At 42.2% G+C, this 18,629-nt stretch carries 16 protein-coding genes; 11 read left to right on the top strand and 5 right to left on the bottom strand.

The window, feature by feature from the left end:
* Positions 1-283 precede the first annotated feature (283 nt).
* From JFC08_RS10135 to JFC08_RS10105, 7 genes are all read left to right on the top strand, one after another.
* On the top strand, positions 284-2,017 hold the full coding sequence (locus JFC08_RS10135; RefSeq protein ID WP_198330599.1) for an amidohydrolase: 1,734 nt from the start codon (positions 284-286) through the stop codon (positions 2,015-2,017).
* Between the two features lie 135 nt (positions 2,018-2,152).
* On the top strand, positions 2,153-3,109 hold the full coding sequence (locus JFC08_RS10130) for an alpha/beta fold hydrolase (protein WP_198330598.1): 957 nt from the start codon (positions 2,153-2,155) through the stop codon (positions 3,107-3,109).
* Positions 3,110-3,252: 143 nt separating this feature from the next.
* Positions 3,253-4,074: a 2,3,4,5-tetrahydropyridine-2,6-dicarboxylate N-succinyltransferase gene (gene dapD, locus JFC08_RS10125; protein ID WP_193007586.1), complete on the top strand. Its 822-nt coding sequence runs from the start codon at positions 3,253-3,255 to the stop codon at positions 4,072-4,074.
* Between the two features lie 241 nt (positions 4,075-4,315).
* On the top strand, positions 4,316-5,047 hold the full coding sequence (gene queE / locus JFC08_RS10120) for a 7-carboxy-7-deazaguanine synthase QueE (RefSeq protein WP_109589178.1): 732 nt from the start codon (positions 4,316-4,318) through the stop codon (positions 5,045-5,047).
* Positions 5,048-5,108: 61 nt separating this feature from the next.
* Positions 5,109-6,263 carry a multidrug resistance efflux transporter family protein gene (locus tag JFC08_RS10115; protein WP_198330597.1) on the top strand — a complete coding sequence of 385 codons (1,155 nt, stop codon included), beginning with the start codon at positions 5,109-5,111 and terminating at the stop codon, positions 6,261-6,263.
* Positions 6,264-6,404: 141 nt separating this feature from the next.
* Positions 6,405-7,040 (top strand): trimeric intracellular cation channel family protein, encoded by a 636-nt coding sequence (locus JFC08_RS10110; protein ID WP_193007591.1) that lies wholly within the window; start codon positions 6,405-6,407, stop codon positions 7,038-7,040.
* A 260-nt stretch (positions 7,041-7,300) separates the two neighbouring features.
* Positions 7,301-7,966 (top strand): trimeric intracellular cation channel family protein, encoded by a 666-nt coding sequence (locus JFC08_RS10105; RefSeq protein ID WP_198330596.1) that lies wholly within the window; start codon positions 7,301-7,303, stop codon positions 7,964-7,966.
* Positions 7,967-8,039: 73 nt separating this feature from the next.
* Here the strand turns inward: JFC08_RS10105 and recJ are convergent, their stop codons facing one another.
* The gene (recJ, locus tag JFC08_RS10100) at positions 8,040-9,869 is read right to left on the bottom strand and encodes a single-stranded-DNA-specific exonuclease RecJ (protein ID WP_198330595.1); all 1,830 of its coding nucleotides are present in this window, start codon (positions 9,867-9,869) and stop codon (positions 8,040-8,042) included.
* Between the two features lie 313 nt (positions 9,870-10,182).
* On the opposite strand from recJ, the gene JFC08_RS10095 reads away from it, so the two are divergent.
* From JFC08_RS10095 to JFC08_RS10085, 3 genes are all read left to right on the top strand, one after another.
* Positions 10,183-10,698 carry a hypothetical protein gene (locus JFC08_RS10095; RefSeq protein WP_055123847.1) on the top strand — a complete coding sequence of 172 codons (516 nt, stop codon included), beginning with the start codon at positions 10,183-10,185 and terminating at the stop codon, positions 10,696-10,698.
* Between the two features lie 257 nt (positions 10,699-10,955).
* Positions 10,956-11,189 carry a hypothetical protein gene (locus JFC08_RS10090; protein ID WP_198330594.1) on the top strand — a complete coding sequence of 78 codons (234 nt, stop codon included), beginning with the start codon at positions 10,956-10,958 and terminating at the stop codon, positions 11,187-11,189.
* Between the two features lie 196 nt (positions 11,190-11,385).
* Positions 11,386-11,775 (top strand): hypothetical protein, encoded by a 390-nt coding sequence (locus JFC08_RS10085; RefSeq protein WP_045451282.1) that lies wholly within the window; start codon positions 11,386-11,388, stop codon positions 11,773-11,775.
* Positions 11,776-11,927: 152 nt separating this feature from the next.
* Here the strand turns inward: JFC08_RS10085 and JFC08_RS10080 are convergent, their stop codons facing one another.
* From JFC08_RS10080 to JFC08_RS10070, 3 genes are all read right to left on the bottom strand, one after another.
* Positions 11,928-12,305 (bottom strand): hypothetical protein, encoded by a 378-nt coding sequence (locus tag JFC08_RS10080; RefSeq protein WP_055123844.1) that lies wholly within the window; start codon positions 12,303-12,305, stop codon positions 11,928-11,930.
* A gap of 278 nt (positions 12,306-12,583) precedes the next feature.
* Positions 12,584-13,636: a pyridoxal phosphate-dependent aminotransferase gene (locus tag JFC08_RS10075; RefSeq protein ID WP_244656503.1), complete on the bottom strand. Its 1,053-nt coding sequence runs from the start codon at positions 13,634-13,636 to the stop codon at positions 12,584-12,586.
* A gap of 547 nt (positions 13,637-14,183) precedes the next feature.
* Entirely contained in the window at positions 14,184-15,236 is a 1,053-nt protein-coding gene (locus JFC08_RS10070; protein WP_198330593.1) for a pyridoxal phosphate-dependent aminotransferase, read from the bottom strand.
* A 406-nt stretch (positions 15,237-15,642) separates the two neighbouring features.
* On the opposite strand from JFC08_RS10070, the gene JFC08_RS10065 reads away from it, so the two are divergent.
* Positions 15,643-16,197, top strand: a complete 555-nt coding sequence (locus tag JFC08_RS10065) for a hypothetical protein (RefSeq protein WP_227697726.1) — start codon at positions 15,643-15,645, stop codon at positions 16,195-16,197.
* Between the two features lie 76 nt (positions 16,198-16,273).
* On the opposite strand, the gene uvrB is transcribed toward JFC08_RS10065, so the two are convergent.
* On the bottom strand, positions 16,274-18,385 hold the full coding sequence (gene uvrB, locus JFC08_RS10060; RefSeq protein ID WP_198330592.1) for an excinuclease ABC subunit UvrB: 2,112 nt from the start codon (positions 18,383-18,385) through the stop codon (positions 16,274-16,276).
* Positions 18,386-18,629: the final 244 nt, after the last annotated feature.

The raw sequence follows: 18,629 nt of genomic DNA, 5'->3' as shown, positions 1-18,629 counted from the left end.
TACAGCACTTGTTAATTTGGCTTTTAAGATATTATATTCAGCAGATTTATAGATCGACCTTCTCATTCAATTGGCAATGCCACAGTTGTCAGTACAAAACTCTTAAATAGCATTGACCGCACAAGGCTTTATCGCTAAATTGGTTGCAACATTCATATCTTTTAAAACAACAGTCACTGATAAAATATAAATACTTTTAGAATATAGAAAACTCACCACGTACCAATGCTTATGACACACGGATGTAAGCATCAAATCACCTTTTAAGGATAACGTAATGAATATGAGCACATTACTAAAACCAACTGTACTGAGCATTGGATTAATGAGTGTCATAGGTTGCACTACCATGCAGACCGCGCCCAAGGATATGAGCAACTCAGCAACTGTCTATTACAATGGCAACATCATCACGATGGAGGACGATCAGCCACAAATGGCCGAAGCCTTAGTCACCCAAGCGGGCAAGATTGCCTATGTGGGCAATTTACAAGAGGCGCAATCGAAATATAAAAATGCCGCACAGATTAATCTACAAGATAAAACCTTATTACCCAGCTTTATCGATCCGCACAGTCATTTTGATATGGTGTCGAACACCATGGGTCAGGTCAATCTCAACCCGCCGCCCATCGGTCAAGTCGATAGTATTCCTAAAATGATGCAAACGCTAAAAGATTATAAAGTGGACAATAACATTGCTGATGGCGACTGGATCTTTGGTTGGGGTTATGATGAAACTCAGCTCGCTGAGGGGCATCATCCGACCAAAAGCGAAATTGATAAAGTATTGCCAAACAATCCAGTTTATTTACAACACACGAGTGGTCACATGGGCGTCGCAAACAGCAAGGCGCTGGCCATGATGAATATCACTGCTGACAGTAAAAATCCAGCGGGCGGTAATATTGCTCGAATTAAAGGCTCTAGTGAACCAAACGGTCTCGTACAAGAAACGGCGATGTATCCGTTCGTGCGCAATATGCTAGAAGTGTTAGCGCCGAATCAAGGCAAATTCTTTGAGCAGACGCAAGAATATTATGCAAAGAATGGCATAACGACGGCGCATAACGGTTCGACAGCTCGTAATACCATTCAGTTTTTTCAAAAACAAGCCGATGCAGGCAAACTTAAAATTGACTTGGTCGCACTAGCAGGAGTGAGTGACCTAGATGAGAATTTGGCTGATAAAAAATTCGTATGGAAAACCTATAAAAACGGTTTTAAAGTACAGGGTACCAAAATCGTTGCAGATGGCTCGCCACAAGGCAAGACCGCCTATTTTAGCCAACCTTATCTCACGCCAGTTCCAGATTGTGAAAAGGACTGCCGTGGTTTACCAAGTGTCAGCCAAGATCAGCTGAACGAGATGTTTGTCAAAGCCTATGCTCGTGACAATCAACTCTTTATCCATAATAATGGTGATGGCGCAACCGATATGCTCATCAAGGCACACGAGTATGCGGTCAAAAAGACTGGTCAAGCAGCTGATAAAGATCGCCGTACTGTGCCCATTCATGCTCAATTTGCCCGACCTGATCAGCTAGCCGCATTCAAAAAATACAATATGCTGCCGTCCTTCTTTACCAACCATACTTACTTTTGGGGAGACGTACACGTTAAAAACTTAGGTAAAAAACGTGCCGACTTTTCAAGCCCGATTGCCACTGCTGATAGAATGGGACTTAGATACTCCAATCACTCTGATGACACAGTGACACCTGTTGACCCGCTATTTACAGTCTGGTCAGCAGTCAATCGCACTTCGCGCTCAGGTAAAATCATCGGTAAAAATGAGCGAGCGACGCCGTATCAAGCGTTAAAAGCCATTACCAGCAATGCCGCTTATGAGTATTTTGAAGAAGACAGCAAAGGCACCTTGACGCCCGGAAAACTGGCTGATTTGGTTATCTTAGATGCCAACCCATTAACCATAGAGGCAAGCAAGCTAAAAGACATTAAAGTCATCACAACCATTAAAGAAGGTCAAACGATTTACCAACGTCCAGTACAATAGTTCATGGTAAGCGCCGTATAATAAGCCAAATTTTAGCAGGCGATTTCAAATCATCATGCCTGCTATTCATTAAGATGATGAACCGTTAAAGCTATTTATTAAAAACATTCATTAAAACTGTTTAAGGAACCCTATATGAGTATCAACACCGATACAGGTAACGACCACATTCTCTCCTCAGATAATATTCATTACTTGCATCATAATTTTTTTGTACCAAGCCATGAAAACACAGCGGTAAAAGCCACGTTACTAATTGTCCACGGTATGGCAGAGCATAGCGGACGTTACGCAGACTTCGCTCAGTTTTTAGCGGATAATGGTATCGCAGTGGCAACTTATGACCATTTGGGACATGGAAAGACCGTCAAAACATCAGCAGATTTAGGTTTTTTTGGTGAAGAGCATCCAGTACAGTCCCTGCTAAAAGACGTCATTGTCATGGCAGATAGCTTAAAAAACCGCCATCCTGACGTGCCACACTTTGTAATGGGTCACTCTATGGGCTCGTTTATTGTGCGTAATGTCCTAAAGCACCATGCACACAATTTTACAGGTGCTATTTTGATGGGTACAGCAGATGCCAACCCCTTGACTAAAGTACTACTCCCAGTCAATAAAGTACTGGCAAAAGTAGCACCCAAAAAACCAAATGCAATGTTTGCCAAGGTGATGAATAAAGTCTTGAATAGTAAGCTTGAAGATCGCATCTCTTCATCAGAATTTGCGTGGTTAACTGAAAATCCTGCCGCCATTGAAGCCTATGAAGCAGATCCATTGACGGGCTTTGATTTCACCAATAATGGCTTTATGACATTATTCTTTCTGATGGAAACTGGCTTAAACAAAGGCTGGGCAATGACTATTCCAAAAAACTTCCCGATGCTATTTATCAGCGGCGAAGATGATCCTATCGGAGATATGGGCAACGGCATTCGCAAAATTGTTACGCGCTTAAACAAGCAAAATTTCAGTCAAGTAGATATCCAACTCTACCCAAATATGCGTCATGAGCCTTTGCATGAAAAAGACCACCAAACAGTCTATGAAGATATCTTAGAATGGATAGAAAGCCATAGCTCAGACAATTAACAGCAGCGCTCATCTTGGCGGTTAACTCGTTTGCTAAAAGTCGCCAAATTAGCGACAATACGGTAAGCAAGTTTTTACGCCAAGTCATGCGAGTTATTTAACGATAATATATGCTTTACCTTCCACTAACTTTAGGAACCTTTATGTCATTACAACAAACCATCGAACAAGCCTTTGAAAAACGCAACGAATACAGCCCAAGCACGATGCCACAAGACGTGCGTGATGCTATTAATCAAGTGCTTGAGCAACTAGATAACGGTACATTGCGCGTTGCAGAAAAAAAGGATGGCGAATGGGTCGTCAATCAGTGGGCAAAAAAAGCCGTTTTGCTCTCTTTTCGCTTAAACGACAACTATGTTCAGGCAGCGGGCGAACATGTGCAATTCTATGACAAAGTTCCGACTAAGTTTGCCAACTGGACCGAAGCACAGTTCAAAGAAGCTGGCGTACGCGTTGTACCACCAGCCGTTGCTCGTAAAGGCTCTTTCATCGCAGCAGGCGCGGTATTGATGCCGTCGTATGTCAACATCGGCGCGTATGTCGATCAAGGCGCGATGGTAGATACGTGGGCGACCGTGGGTTCATGTGCCCAAATTGGTAAAAATGTTCATTTATCAGGTGGCGTTGGTATCGGCGGCGTATTAGAGCCATTACAAGCGAATCCAACTATCATCGAAGACAACTGCTTCATCGGTGCGCGTTCTGAAATCGTTGAAGGCGTAATCGTCGAAGAAGGCGCTGTTATTTCGATGGGTGTATTTATTGGTCAATCAACGCGCATTTATGATCGCGAAACGGGTGAGATTCATCGTGGCCGTGTACCAGCAGGCTCTGTTGTCGTACCGGGTAGCTTGCCATCAGAAGATGGTACGCATAGCTTATATGCTGCTATCATCGTCAAAAAAGTCGATGCACAAACCCGCGCTAAAACATCAGTCAATGAGCTATTGCGTTTAGCTTAGTATTTTTAATACTTAGAGTCTCGTACCCAAACCGTACGGACAGCGACAGATCCTCCTTATTAAAGACGCTGAAGAAAACTTCAGCGTCTTTTTTGCAGCTTAATAGAGGGTGGTGCGTTATAATCCCTTTTTTTGGTTTGGCTTTATCCAAACGCAAAACGCCCATACCTGAACCTGCCTTTTTATTACGATTGATAAATGCCTCATCCCATTAGCAATCTTTAACTGTATTTGACATATTATGAGTGAATCACTATTACGCACCGCCGCCATTCCTGTCACTGACCCTGAAGCGGGTCTACGTTTGACAGAAATCTTTTATTCTTTACAAGGTGAAGCGCTGACCTCAGGCTTGCCAACGATATTTGTACGCTTGACCGGCTGTCCACTTCGCTGTGTCTATTGCGATACTGAATACGCCTTTACTGGCGGCGAGCGGCAGTCGCTAGAAACCATTATAGAGACCATCAAAAGCTATCCTTGCAAGCGTATTTGTCTGACTGGCGGCGAGCCTTTAGCTCAGCCGAACGCCATTGAGCTAATGAAGCGCTTACTGAGCGACGGTTATGAAATCTCGCTTGAAACCGCAGGCGCGCTCACGGTAGCAAACGTGCCAAAAGCGGTCAGTAAAGTCATGGATCTCAAAACGCCAAGCTCAGGCGAAGTCGATAAGAATCTATGGTCAAATCTCGACCACCTCACTCAGCATGACCAAATTAAATTTGTCATTATGAATCGTGAAGATTACGACTGGGCGAAAACCAAGCTGTCTGAGCATAAATTAAATGAATTGGTCGATACGGTTTGGTTTTCGCCGATGTTTAATGTCGCAGAGGATATCGACGAGGAAGTCAGCCCCGATGTACCTGTGTTGGCGCGCGAACTTGCAGAATGGATGTTGGCTGACGCGCTGCCCGTACGCTTCCAATTGCAACTGCATAAAATCATCTGGGCAGATGCTAAAGGCAAATAATAGTCCAATCATCTAAATGGATATTCAACATAAATAGCGACCCAAGGATAGGAATATAGGTATGGTCAAACTCATTTTATTGGGCTTACTATCGGGGGCATTTTTTAGCTCGACGTTTGTGTTGAACGAAGTTATGAGTGCGGCTGGTGGGCATTGGTTTTGGTCAGCTAGCCTTCGCTATGCATTTATGTGGCTAATACTCACGGCTATTATAATTATGCAGCATGGTTTTGGGCGTATTACAGAGCTGATGACTATATTCCGTCAACATTGGGGCTTTTGGTGTATTACGGGCAGTATTGGTTTTGGAATTTTTTATACAGGAATATGCTACGCGGCTGATCATGTCGCAGGCTGGGTAGTCGCCGCGACTTTTATGTTTACAGTGGTTGCAAGCCTACTCGTTTTGCTAGCATTCGGACAACGTTTTGATAAAAAATTCATTGCATATGCGTTATTAGTATTTGCTGGCGTGGTACTAGTCAATATCAGTGAAGGACTGGATGCCGCTTCTTTGCTAGATGCTGATGCAGTGCCTATGAAAGATATGCTGCTTTATGGTGCCGTGCCTGCCCTAATAGCCGCCTTTAGCTATCCCATTGGTAACCAGTTGGTTTGGCAGGTATCTTACAATGCACGCAAGCGTAATGCCGAGCCTACTAGCACTCAAAAAAGCGTTATCCAAGCCAACGAGATTAGTAAAAAAACCACCTCACTTATTACAGAAGCACCTGCATTGTCTGCCGATATGAATCGCACGGCAGATGTGGTCAATTCCTTAAACCTTAACCACTCTGCTCAAACCTTGCCGAGCTCTGTGCTGCAAACTTTAATCGCACGTATACCTGCTATCAAAACCACCCTCCTACAAAATGCCTTTAACAAAGTATGGTTAATGACCTTGGGCAGTCTGCCATTTTGGTTGGTTTTGGGTCTTGTCGTTCATCCGGATTTTCCTGATACTAAGCAGGTATTCAATACCTTACTTGTGGCTCTATTGGCAGGCGTGGCGGCAACCAGTATCTTTTTATATGCCCGTGAAAAAGCGGAAACTTCAAGCGAAGTGGCTGGGGTTGATGCCACTCAGGCAAGTGAAGTGATATTTGCCTTAATTGGCGGTATGCTATTGCTCAATAATACCCTGCCATCAGCGATGGGTTTAATAGGTATTGCTCTGATTATCATTGGGCTTATTCTATTTGCAAAAGATGGCTAAACTACTACCTAAAGTTAGGTTAACTCTATTTAAATTATTGATATAAGCAACTTCAAAACTAACCTAATCTAACCCAGCCCAGCCCAGCCCAGCCCAGCCCAGCCAATCTATTTTGATGGCCATTATATTGGTAATATAATCATGGTTAATGATTTAATTTTTCCTGATATTTTATTATATTTATTAGATATGGTTGGTGTGATTGCTTGTGCGATCGCAGGTACACTGCTGGCACAGCACAAAGGCTTTGATATTGCTGGCTGTATCTTGGTTGCGATGGTCAATGCTATCGGCGGCGGTACACTACGTGATATGGCGCTAGACCGTCATCCATTATTTTGGATGACTGACCTCAATTATGTGATCGTCATCACAGTGACATCGCTTATTTTACAAATATTCTTTCATCTGTATCATAAGATTGATAAGGCATTGAAGCTGTTTGATGCCATTGGGTTGGCGGCTTTTAGCGTGATTGGTTTTAAGATAGCATTGACACAAGATATGTCAGCTATTATCGCTATTATGATGGGGGTTTGGACGGCTATTATTGGTGGTCTGCTACGCGATATCATCTGTAATGAGATACCACTGTTACTTCAACGCGAGATTTATATCTCTGCTAGTATTGTAGGTTCGATCACTTATCTGCTGCTTGATCGTTTGGGTGTAAATGCTGGATTGAATGAATTTGTTATGCTGGGCGTTATCTTTGCTGTACGGATGCTAGCATTACGTTTTGATTGGCACCTGCCTTCTATACGTTTGGTGAAATAAGACCGATATATATGGTTTAAACACTAGGGCGTGTCCTCAATTCAATCGTTTACTTTCTAAATGGGCTAAAAATGGCTAAATTTTGCCAAACATCGTCAAATAGCTTCTTAATATCTCGATATTATGTGCGCTACTTTCCTTGTTTGACGGTAATTTATCTCATTTTTATCACCATTTTTAAAATGAGGACACGCCATAACTCTACTGCATTGGCTTATAATAATCAGACAATCATCATACAAACTTAGTGAGACTTGCTCATGCTGGCTATCGCATTGAACCCTTCAGCACTAATCACTACGTTTGACCCACGCTCTCTCATTTACCTTTTTGATATGATTGGTATTATCGCTTGTAGCATTTCAGGCACGATACTGGCAAAACACAAAAATTTCGATGTTTTTGGTTGTTTACTGGTGTCTATTGTCACCGCTATCGGTGGCGGCACTGTGCGTGATGTCATTTTAGATCGCCATCCACTATTTTGGATGGTGGATATGAGCTACCTGACTGTTATCACCATCTCTTCATTAGTGATGCAAATATTCTTTCATCCCAACTCTAAACGCGTTAATAAGTTCCTCAAACTCTCAGATACTATTGGACTGTCAGTTTTTACCTTAATCGGTATCAAGGTTGCCGATAGTATGGGTGCAAATGTGCCCGTGGCGTTATTACTTGGGGTAATCACCATTATTGTCGGCGGTATCATCCGCGATATGATCTGCAATGAGATTCCGCTGGTGTTGCAGCAAGAGATTTATATTTCGGCAGCCTTGGCTGGCGGCATTCTCTATTTCGCCCTACACAATCTGGGTGTGACATCTTGGATTGCTGACATCGCTACTATGGGTACGATTTTTACCTTACGCATGCTCGCCATTCGTTATGACTGGCAGTTTCCAACCATCGAATGGAAATACTAAAAAAGCGTCAACCTTAAACAAAGTCGACGCTATATTTGCTACTTATTAAGTATCTTATAATAAGATAATGCCATCATTCCTGTATGACTGCTAAATCCCTTACCATCAACTGTAGACTTTGTTTGCCGTTCCACTCGTTGATGTCTAGCTGAAATAATACATGCACTTTTTCTGCACGATAATCCCATATCTCGCTATCAAAGTTAAAATGAATTGCTTCAATCGGATATTGCACATCAGGGTAACGCAGCGACAGTTTAAGGTGCTTGTCTTTTAATATCTTAAAGCTTAACACTTCAAAAACACCATCAAATATTGGCGGTGCAAAGCCATGACCCCAAATATTGGCATCGGCTAAATGTTCAGCAAACCACAAGCTAAAGTCACTCGGCTGCAACGCGCCATCAGTGAATTTTTGCTCAGCAAACACCTCATTATTCATCTGTGCCATGACGTCATTAAAAGCCATAACAAACCCATCAAAGTTACGACGTTTGATCGTTAAGCCTGCTGCCATCGCATGACCACCAAAATGACTGATTAAATCAGGATGGCGCTCGGCAACCTGCTCAATCGCATCACGAATGTGCACGCCAGCGATAGAACGCGCCGATCCTTTGATAGGGTCATCGTCACCGGTACGCTCTGTATCCGCGGGCGCAAAGACGATACTTGGCAAATAATGACTTTCTTTTAACCGTCCAGCGACAATGCCGATGACGCCTTGATGCCAATCATCTTGATATAAAACGATACTGCGTTTATGATTATTATTCGTCTTTTTCTCAGATCTATTTTGAACAATAACATCGCCGCTTTCACGGTTATCCGCCGTAGCCTCATCGTCCATGTCTGTATCCGCAGCGGCTAATGTCTGTACGATGTTATCCGCTTGCGCGCGCATCTCACCTTCTACCTGTCGACGCGCCCGGTTTAACTGCTCAAGCTCTTGCGCCAAACGCTGCGCCGTACTCCAGTCATCCGTCAACAAACACTCAATACCGATGCGCATATTGTCCATACGACCAGCGGCATTGATACGAGGTCCTAAGACAAACCCAAAATCTTGTGCCTGCAACTGTTTAGGATCTCGCCCTGCTTGTTCAAGGAGTGCCAAGATACCGAGCGAGCAGCGCCCTTGGCGGATAGCCGCCAGTCCATGATGCACTAAAATGCGATTGTTTTTATCAAGCACCCCAACGTCGGCAATCGTTCCTAATGCCACCAAATCCAAATATTGACTCACTTGCACGGTAGATTTACCAGCTTCGCGGCGCAGCTTAGCCAAGCGTCCAAGCACATAAAATGCCACACCCACTCCTACGAGCGCTTTACTGCTGAAGTGGCAATCGAGCTGATTGGGATTAACCACAGCCTCCGCAGGCGGTGTTTCTTTAGTCGTCAAATGATGATCAGTAATAATCACGGTGATACCATCGGCTTGCGCACGAGCCACGCCTTCATGGCTTGAGATACCATTATCGACGGTCACTATCACCTCAGGATGATACTTCTCAATACCCAATTCGACAATTTCTGGTGTCAAACCATAGCCGTACTTAAAACGGTCGGGCACTAAAAAGTCAACGAATGCCCCCATTTTTGTAAGCGCACGCATCATTAATGCGGTACTGGTCGCACCATCACAGTCAAAATCGCCCACGATAAGGATACGCTGACCGTCATCGATGGCGACGTCTAACAGACGCACTGCTTCGGTGACACCATGTAGCATTTCGGCTGGCAATAGCGCAGAGAGTTGCGTCTCTAGCTCATCAGGCTGAGTAATGCCGCGACCTGCATACAGGCGGGCAAGCGTCAATGATTGGGCGGCAAGTGGTTGCAGCGCGGCGGGCAACTCGTCGATGCGAGTGCTGGTATAACGGGGGGTTAAATTTAGCATGTGCATATTCTACTGGCTTTGGCAGAGGGTCACAATGACAATTTTTGGCGGCTTGGTTTATCGTTTTTTGTTGCAGTACATTGTGATAAACCATATTTTAATACTAGCATGGAGCAAATAATTCATACTCTATGCATATAATATGCATAATATTTCATTTACAAAAACGGTGCATATCGACTGCATTTTTCTGCATTTTGCTACAAAGCAATGATTGTATGCCGCTCAGAAATCCATAAAATGGTAAGCAACTGAGATACTTGCTATCTATTGAGATTTGATTTTTTATTTTAACCATTTATAAGGATGCTTTATGAAAACCACACCACTGGCTGAAAAACTACCAAATACCATTGACCCTAGCTTGGATCTTGAACAAGTAAAAAAGGAATGTCAAAAGTTGGTCAAAAAACGTGCCAAATATTCTGCTGGTGTTGCCATCGTTCCTGTACCATTTTTTGATGTCGCAGTAGACGCAGGTATGCTTACTCAACTATTACCTGACATTAGCGAGAGATTTGGCTTACTTGAAGACCGTAAGGCGGCAGTTGATTTAGAATCACGAGCCATTCATTGGGGTGCATTGAAAGATCGTACTGTCGATTTTGCAGGGTTGATGGCGACACGTGGTATTGTTAAAAAGACCGTGCAAGGCTTTGGTGGTCGTATCGCTGCCAAACAAGTAACGAAATTTATCCCACTGGGAGGTCAGATGGTTGCTGCTACAATGGGCTATATGATTTTCAAAAAAATCGCCAATGACCACATCAATGAGTGTTACAAACTCGCAAAAGACATTCAGCAAAAGCAACACGGTAAAAATGTCTAAAGCAGTTAAAAAACTGACATCAACTTTATAAAATAAAACCAGCTAAGAGCCTTTGCCTTAGCTGGTTTTTTTGTGCTGAGTTACGTATATATGGGTTTGAATCGGCTGCTTTGCGCAGAATGCTATTAAGCTAAATAGTATTTACAGTAGAAAATAATAAATACGCTACCCAAATATAGCAATACTTCATGAATATTTCACCTCTCTCAGTTAATGAACTCGTTAAAGGAAGATAAATTTTATTCATGGATTCTTGTATGCTGCACTTTAGCGTAGATAGTTATGAGCTCACCTCAACACTGATATTGCTATTGGATTGCCTCATTCTTTTCATCGCCAGTATTTCTGCGGCGTTTAATCACCGTTTTGATGGTTGTTCGTGGGAACACCTCACCACTTGGTTATTTATCGTCGGTGGTTTATTGATGATTGCTGGTTATATTGTTTATAAAGCCTATGCATATTATCACCCTTATGCGTGGCTGGATTGATAATATCGATCCTCTATAAAAAATGGCTTCATTCTGTGCTAGTAGTGGTTAATAATGTCATGCACTGATTTTGCTGATAATATACGACCTGCTTGGAGAAAATACATGTCAACTAGCAAACATCAACTCGTACCAAATGCCAGTTTCTATTAAGCATAAACCTTAAAACCAATGAAAATCTTAAAGGATCAGACCCATGAAAAAAATCTTAATATCAACGGCTATGCTCGCTACCCTCGCTCTATCTGGATGCACAACGACTGGTGGCATGAATAATAATGCAGGTACTGCTATCGGTACTGCCAATGAGATTGGTATGAATGTCTTTAAATCAGCGATTGATAACCAATGCCGCAGTCAGATTGAAAAGCAAACTGCTTGGCGTGTGGCTAGCGTGGCTATGACCGACACACAACAAGAAGCTGTAAAAAGTAATGTTTGTGGCTGCGTCAGTGAGCAAGCGCCGCAGCAAGTGACACTCGTTGAATTGGGCAATGCTGCTATCGATTCACAATATCGCACACAGCTGGTCACGAAAGTCGTCGCAAAATCTCTACAAAGTTGCTATACCAGTTTTATGAAATAAAATATGATATATCTACTGATGTTTAGTAGATATGGTTGCACAACATTCAAGTTTTAAGACATTAAAATAAGACCATAAAAAGGGTGCGTTATAAATAATCCACCCTTTTTATTGCTAAGTCTTTGTACCATCACTTATCTTATTAACTTGGCTTAGAACTTGTTTTTGTCGACTGGATTCTGTGACAAAGCTGCTGTAAAAGGCAGTATTTTACTGCGGCTAAAATACTTAGAAGAGCCATCAATAATCTTATCTACTTCTTTGATCAAATCATTAATAACGTCATCATAAACGCCATGATATAGTTCGGTTTCGAATGCCGTAAAGGGATGCTTACGTGATGCCGAGCCGACCTCTGTCACGCCTTGCTTACTATAAAAGATATCGACTCGACCATCACTGTTGAGTACACAATTTAATACTCCGCCCTCCAGCTCCATCTCTACTCGCTCAGGCATAAAAATATAATCATCTACATTGATGAGTTTTTTTTCTACTTCTCTCTTAAAAAATGACTTGATATCAAACATGGATATATCCCTGACCTTAAAATTATAATATACGTTAGCACGACTGATTTTATGACTATCACCAAGCATTCAACTGCATGCTTGTTCGTTCGTGCTTTATGAATCAATACTATAAGATGACGTGATATTTTTTAAGACAGGATATGTAAAACTGCGTTTGATGTTGGTAAAAATAGAATGTTAGCTGTGGCTCCTTTATCCTATTGCAATAAAAAAAGGAAGTGGCAAACTAGGACGTGTCCCCTTTTTTAATGATGAAACTACTCTATCTGGCTTAATCACACCCAGCCTTTCTCACGAAACGATTTCAACACCTCAACAAACACTGCCATCTCATCAGCTCTGCCAAGCGTCAAACGATTAAAGCCAGTGATAGGCGCAAACTCGCGACCAACAGCGATGCCATGGTCGCACATTCTATCAATATAGGTTTGTACATCGCCTTTGATTTCGTGAAATATAAAGCTGGCTTGTGATGGTAAGTAGCGTAGTCCAAGCTCATCCAACGTCTGCTCAACCAGCTGACGCGATTGATTGGCAGTATGCAAACTCAACGCCAAAAACGCCTCATCATTCAAGGTTGCTATCGCGGCGACAGCACCAGACAGATTGGTATTATCCACTGAGATAAACGCCTCTAGCTCAGTGATCATTTGCGGACTGGCAACGGCATAGCCGACACGCATACCCGCTAGCGCACACAATTTGGAGAAAGTCCGAACCACGATAATATTGTCTGAGCGCTGCTCTCTTATCCACGCAATTCCACTCTCAAAACTTGGGTCAGTGACGTATTCTGAATAGGCTTCATCTAGCAAGAAATAATGATGGTCTGGTGCCGTTCCTACCCACGCTTTTAACTCATCTGTGTCAGCAATCGTCGCTGTAGGATTGTTGGGATTGCAGAGATAAAACAAGCTTATACCATCAAAATCATCAGCCACTTTTTGCATATTTTGTAAGTCAAAAGAATAGCTTTCAGGCATCAGTGCTACTTTTACCACGGGCACATTGATAGAGGTTGCATATAATTCCGCATAAGCAAAGGTTGGGTGCGGCACAATTACTTGAAAATTTCTGCCTTCTCTTAACGCTTTGTTTTGCAGCATTTGTACGACGGTGCGGATATTTTCACTGGAGCCGCTGCCTAGAGATATTTGACTTTCAGTCACGTCATTAATTTTCGCAACTTTAGTGATTAAGGCTGCACGCTGGTCATCTGGATAACGGAAGCCGATGTCTAAAGCATCGATAACTGCTTTTTTGGCAGAGTTTGCCATGCCCAATGAGTTTTCGTTAGAGTTTAATTCTATTAATGGATTGGTAAGCACAATAGTAATACGCCTAATTGATACCCATACCAAATTTGCGATGAACAATGTCAAACTCGCTCAGCCAGCGGACGTAGCACTTGCGCTCGTCTTTTTTGCTACTCTGATTATTTAGTAGGGTTTATATATGGATGGTGAGATGCATTCGGATAATAATGGTTATGGTAAGTGGCATTTACCCTGATTACAAGCGCTCTGAACGATGAAACTCGTTAGCAGATGTTATGAGTAAGATGCTCACTTATTGATAGTGTCCGTTAAATAAAAAAGAGCCACCCTATAGGCAACTCACTTCGTAAAACTCTTAGCATGTTTGCTAATACTAGGCCATGTCCTCATTTTAAAAATGGTGATAAACATGAGATAAATTGCCGTCAAACAAGGAAAGTAGCGCAAATAATATCAAGATATTAAAAAGCTATTTGACGATGTTTGGCAAAATTTAGCCATTTTTAGCCCATTTAGCAAGTAATCGATTGAATTGAGGACACGCCTTAGTCTTGCTAGTTTATCGATATTTCAAATTAGCAGTTTTTTAATGCACTACTTAGACCCAGCCTTTTTCACGGAACAGCTTTAATACTTTAATAAATGCTGCCATCTCATCAGGCGTGCCAAGCGTCAAGCGATTGAAGCCTGTAATAGGTGGAAACTCGCGACCAACCTTGATGCCATGGTCACGCATTCTATCGATGTATGTTTTTAAGTCACCTTTTATTTCATGAAAAATAAAATTGGTCTGTGAGGGTAAATAACGCAATCTAAGGTCATCTAATACTGTCTCAATCATCTGGCGCGACTGATTGGTATTGCGCAAACTTAGCGCTAAAAACTTGGCATCATTTAGCGTGGCAATAGCAGCAACCGCACCTGACAAGTTGGTGTTGTCCATAGACATAAACGCTTCGACAGCCTCGATTGCTTGCGGGTTAGAAACCGCGTAGCCCACTCGCATACCTGCTAAGGCACATAACTTTGAGAAAGTATGAATAACAATAAGATTGTCTGATAACCCTTGTTTCACCCACTCAATCCCACTTTCAAAGCTTGGGTCTGACACGTACTCCAAATACGCTTGATCTAGCAAGAAGTAATGGTTATCTGGTGCCTTACTTACCCAAGTCTTAAGCTTTGACGTTGATGTAATGATGCCCGTTGGATTATTTGGATTGCAAATATAAAGTAGGCTGATGCCATCAAAATCGTCAGCAGCTTTTTGTAGTTCAGCAAAATCATAATCATAGTTTTCAGCGGTTAATGGTATCTTGACCACAGGCACGCCAATGGAATTTGCATACATCTCTGCACAATCAAACGTTGGCACAGGAATTACCATCTGAAAATGCTTGCCCGCTTTTAGTGCTTTGTTTTGCAGCATTTGCAAGGTAGCTCGAATATTTTCAGTCGAGCCATTGCCTAAGGAGATTTGGTTTTCTGCCACACCATGGATGGTGGCAATTTTGCTAATGAGCGCCGCGCGTGGATTATCTGGATAACGAAAGCCCTCACCTAAAGATTCTATAATGGCTCGTTTGGCAGAATCTGCCATGCCTAGTGAGTTTTCATTCGCATTTAATTCTAAGAATTTATTATTTTTCATGATGAATTATGTGCCTCAACGTCCGTTGTTATAAGTTCATATTGCTCATTGATATCATATTAAGGGGCATTTGGTATAAACACAAGTTTTGATATGACCAATTATTAGTTATTAATTTACACCTATGAAGCCCTTCCTTTTAATCCTAATATTAGTTCAACTCAACTCAACTCAACAGACAGTCATTTGTCGTCACGTATACTGCTATGAGAAATAGGACAAAAATTACCAAAAAATACTTTTAAGCTATGATTATTCAGCCTTTTGATTTTATATATAGAGCAGCTACCTGCCTTAAGTTAGCAAATTTAAAGCTACGTTTAATACTGGCGAGTATATAATAGTTATAATTTGTTATGACCACATGAATTTTTTGAAATATATAAGTATGAAGGGAGCATATGAAATGATGAGCGAAGAAGAGTCTTACTTGCAAAAAATACGCATAGAACATGAAAGAAAATTCTTCTTCTTGAATCATAATTTAGGTGCTGAAGTTCACTGGTTATTTACTCAAGCACTTTCGGCATTGGACTCCGAGCTTTATTTACCAGCTTGCACAAGCTTTATAAATGGCATTGAAGCTTCTCTCAGAATAACTATGTCTCAAATTAAAAAGCCATGTATAGTAACTGAACTTGATAACATACCTACTTTAAGCAATAGCCTGTTACTAGCAGCTCAAAATAATGGGCTGCCTATAGAAGCCCTAGCCTTTCCAGAAGAAAGTCTGTTTTTGGACAATTTAAACTCTAAAAAACCAAATAAAACTGATGTGGAAATAGTGCGGATAAGACACAATCTTTGCCATGGTAATTTTTTGGAATATGCAAATCCTGAATTCTTTACCCCTGAATGTTGTCGTCCATTAGCGCACCAACTTCATGATTTGTGTTGTGAATGGACAGTACAGCTAGGTAAATTCAGAAAAGAACTATTTAGAAAATCAAATCAGATCTAATATATTTATTAAGTAAAAAAAGCGAGCTAACTATCTGTTAACCCGCCTACTGTTTTTATATTCTAAACCTTACCATCTAAATCAAATGCGCCTTTAACTCTAGCACTTTATCACGAGTCTTCGCTGCATCTTCAAACTTCAAGTCACGTGACATTTGCTTCATAAGCTTTTCAAGACGATTGATTTCTTTCGCCAGTAAATCAGGACTGCGTAAGATACTAATATCCACATCAGGCAAATTACTCTTGATAGGAATCACTTGATTGTCATTGGCATTCTGATCGTCACCCGTATCGATTTTATCGGTGATACTGCGACGCGCGCCTTTTGGGGTGATGTTGTGCTCAAGGTTAAATGCTACTTGTTTTTCGCGGCGACGGTCGGTCTCGTCTATCGCCTTTTGCATACTGTTGGTAATGCGATCAGCATAAAGGATAGCCTTACCATTGATGTGACGCGCAGCACGACCAATGGTCTGAATCAAAGCACGCTCAGAACGCAAGAAGCCTTCTTTGTCCGCATCAAATATCGCAACCAATGACACTTCTGGCATGTCTAGCCCTTCACGCAATAGGTTAATACCGACCAATACATCATGCACGCCAGTCCGCAACTCATGAATGATCTGCATACGCTCAACGGTATCGATGTCCGAATGCAGATAAGCAACTTTGACGTCGTACTCTTTTAGATAACTGGTCAAATCCTCTGACATGCGCTTGGTCAACGTGGTAATCAGCACGCGCTCATCTTTTTCTCGGCGCTTGGTAATCTCTGATAACACATCATCGACCTGTGTCAATACAGGACGAATCTCAATCTCAGGATCAATCAAACCCGTTGGACGGACGACTTGCTCAACGACTTGCTCGCTGTGCTCAAGCTCATACAATGCAGGCGTAGCACTCACATAAATGGTCTTAGGCTTGATACGCTCCCACTCTTCAAACTTCATCGGGCGGTTGTTCATGGCGCTTGGCAGACGAAAGCCATAATTGACCAAGTTCTCTTTACGCGATCTATCGCCTTTATACATCGCGCCAATTTGCGAAACAGTGACATGTGACTCATCAAGGAACAGCAGTGCGTCTTCTGGAATATAGTCAAATAAGGTCGGCGGCGCTTCCCCTGATGGACGACCTGACAGATGCTGCGAGTAGTTTTCGATACCATTACAGTAGCCAAGCTGTTGAATCATCTCAAGGTCATACTGAGTACGCTCTTTCAGACGCTGTGCTTCAATCAGTTTATTGTTTTCACGGAAATACTCCAGACGCGGCTCTAGCTCAGCACGAATGGTATGACTGGCAGCTTCTAGTTTATTGCGCGGCGTCACATAATGCGATTTTGGATAGATAGTAATACGTGGCACGCTACGTACCGTCTTACCTGTTAATGGATCAAACCAAGTGATTTTCTCCACTTCATTATCAAATAAATGCACACGAACGGCTAATTGCTCAGACTCAGCAGGATAAATATCTAACAGCTCGCCACGCAGCCGATACGTACCGCGTCCAAAGTCTAGCTCATTGCGCGTATATTGCATTTCAACGAGACGTTTAATGGTAGCAGTGCGATCGATTTTGTCCCCAACGACGACGTGCAGCAGCATTTTTAAATAACTTTCTGGATCACCCAAACCATAAATACACGATACCGAGGCAACGATAATTGCATCACGGCGCTCTAGGAGTGCTCGCGTCGCTGACAGGCGCATCTGATCAATATGGTCATTAATGGCACTGTCTTTTTCGATAAAGGTGTCACTTGCCGCTACATAAGCCTCAGGCTGATAATAGTCGTAATAACTGACAAAATACTCAACGGCGTTATTCGGAAAAAACGACTTAAACTCACCATATAACTGCGCGGCAAGCGTTTTGTTATGCGCCATAATAATGGTTGGACGCTGCGTCTCAGAGATGACCTTTGCCATAGTATAGGTCTTACCAGAGCCCGTTACACCCAGTAGTAACTGCTCATCCATACCAGAATTAATACCGTTGACGAGCTTTTTAATCGCTTGGGGTTGATCTCCTGCTGGCTCAAATTCGGTGACCATCTCAAAAGCACGACTTGATATTTGCGTCCCAGACGCATTAACACCACTAATTTCAGCTTCACCTTGGAGCTGAGTGGCCAATTGATTTAACTGACGCGACGAGCGCGGTTCAGGCATTCGCATAATGGCTTTCTTCTTCTGAAGGTTTATTACAATGTGGGGTCTAAGCTAGGGTTTTTAAAGGTAATTAAGGGTTTTATCTTGTCACCTTCTCTTACAATATTAGCATCTAGACATGACGTCACGCGCCCTATTTATAACGAATAAATAGTACCTTCGTTATAAAAAACGCACACAGCAACTACTAAATTTACAAAGCTTTTCATGATTAACAAACTCATTACACGACCACCTAATAAAGCCTAAC

Origin of the sequence: Psychrobacter cibarius (assembly GCF_016107535.1) — a bacterium.
In the GTDB taxonomy this organism is placed as follows: Bacteria; Pseudomonadota; Gammaproteobacteria; order Pseudomonadales; family Moraxellaceae; genus Psychrobacter; species Psychrobacter cibarius.
Note: the sequence above shows the minus strand (reverse complement) of the source record. Positions and strands in the feature narration are given on the sequence as shown.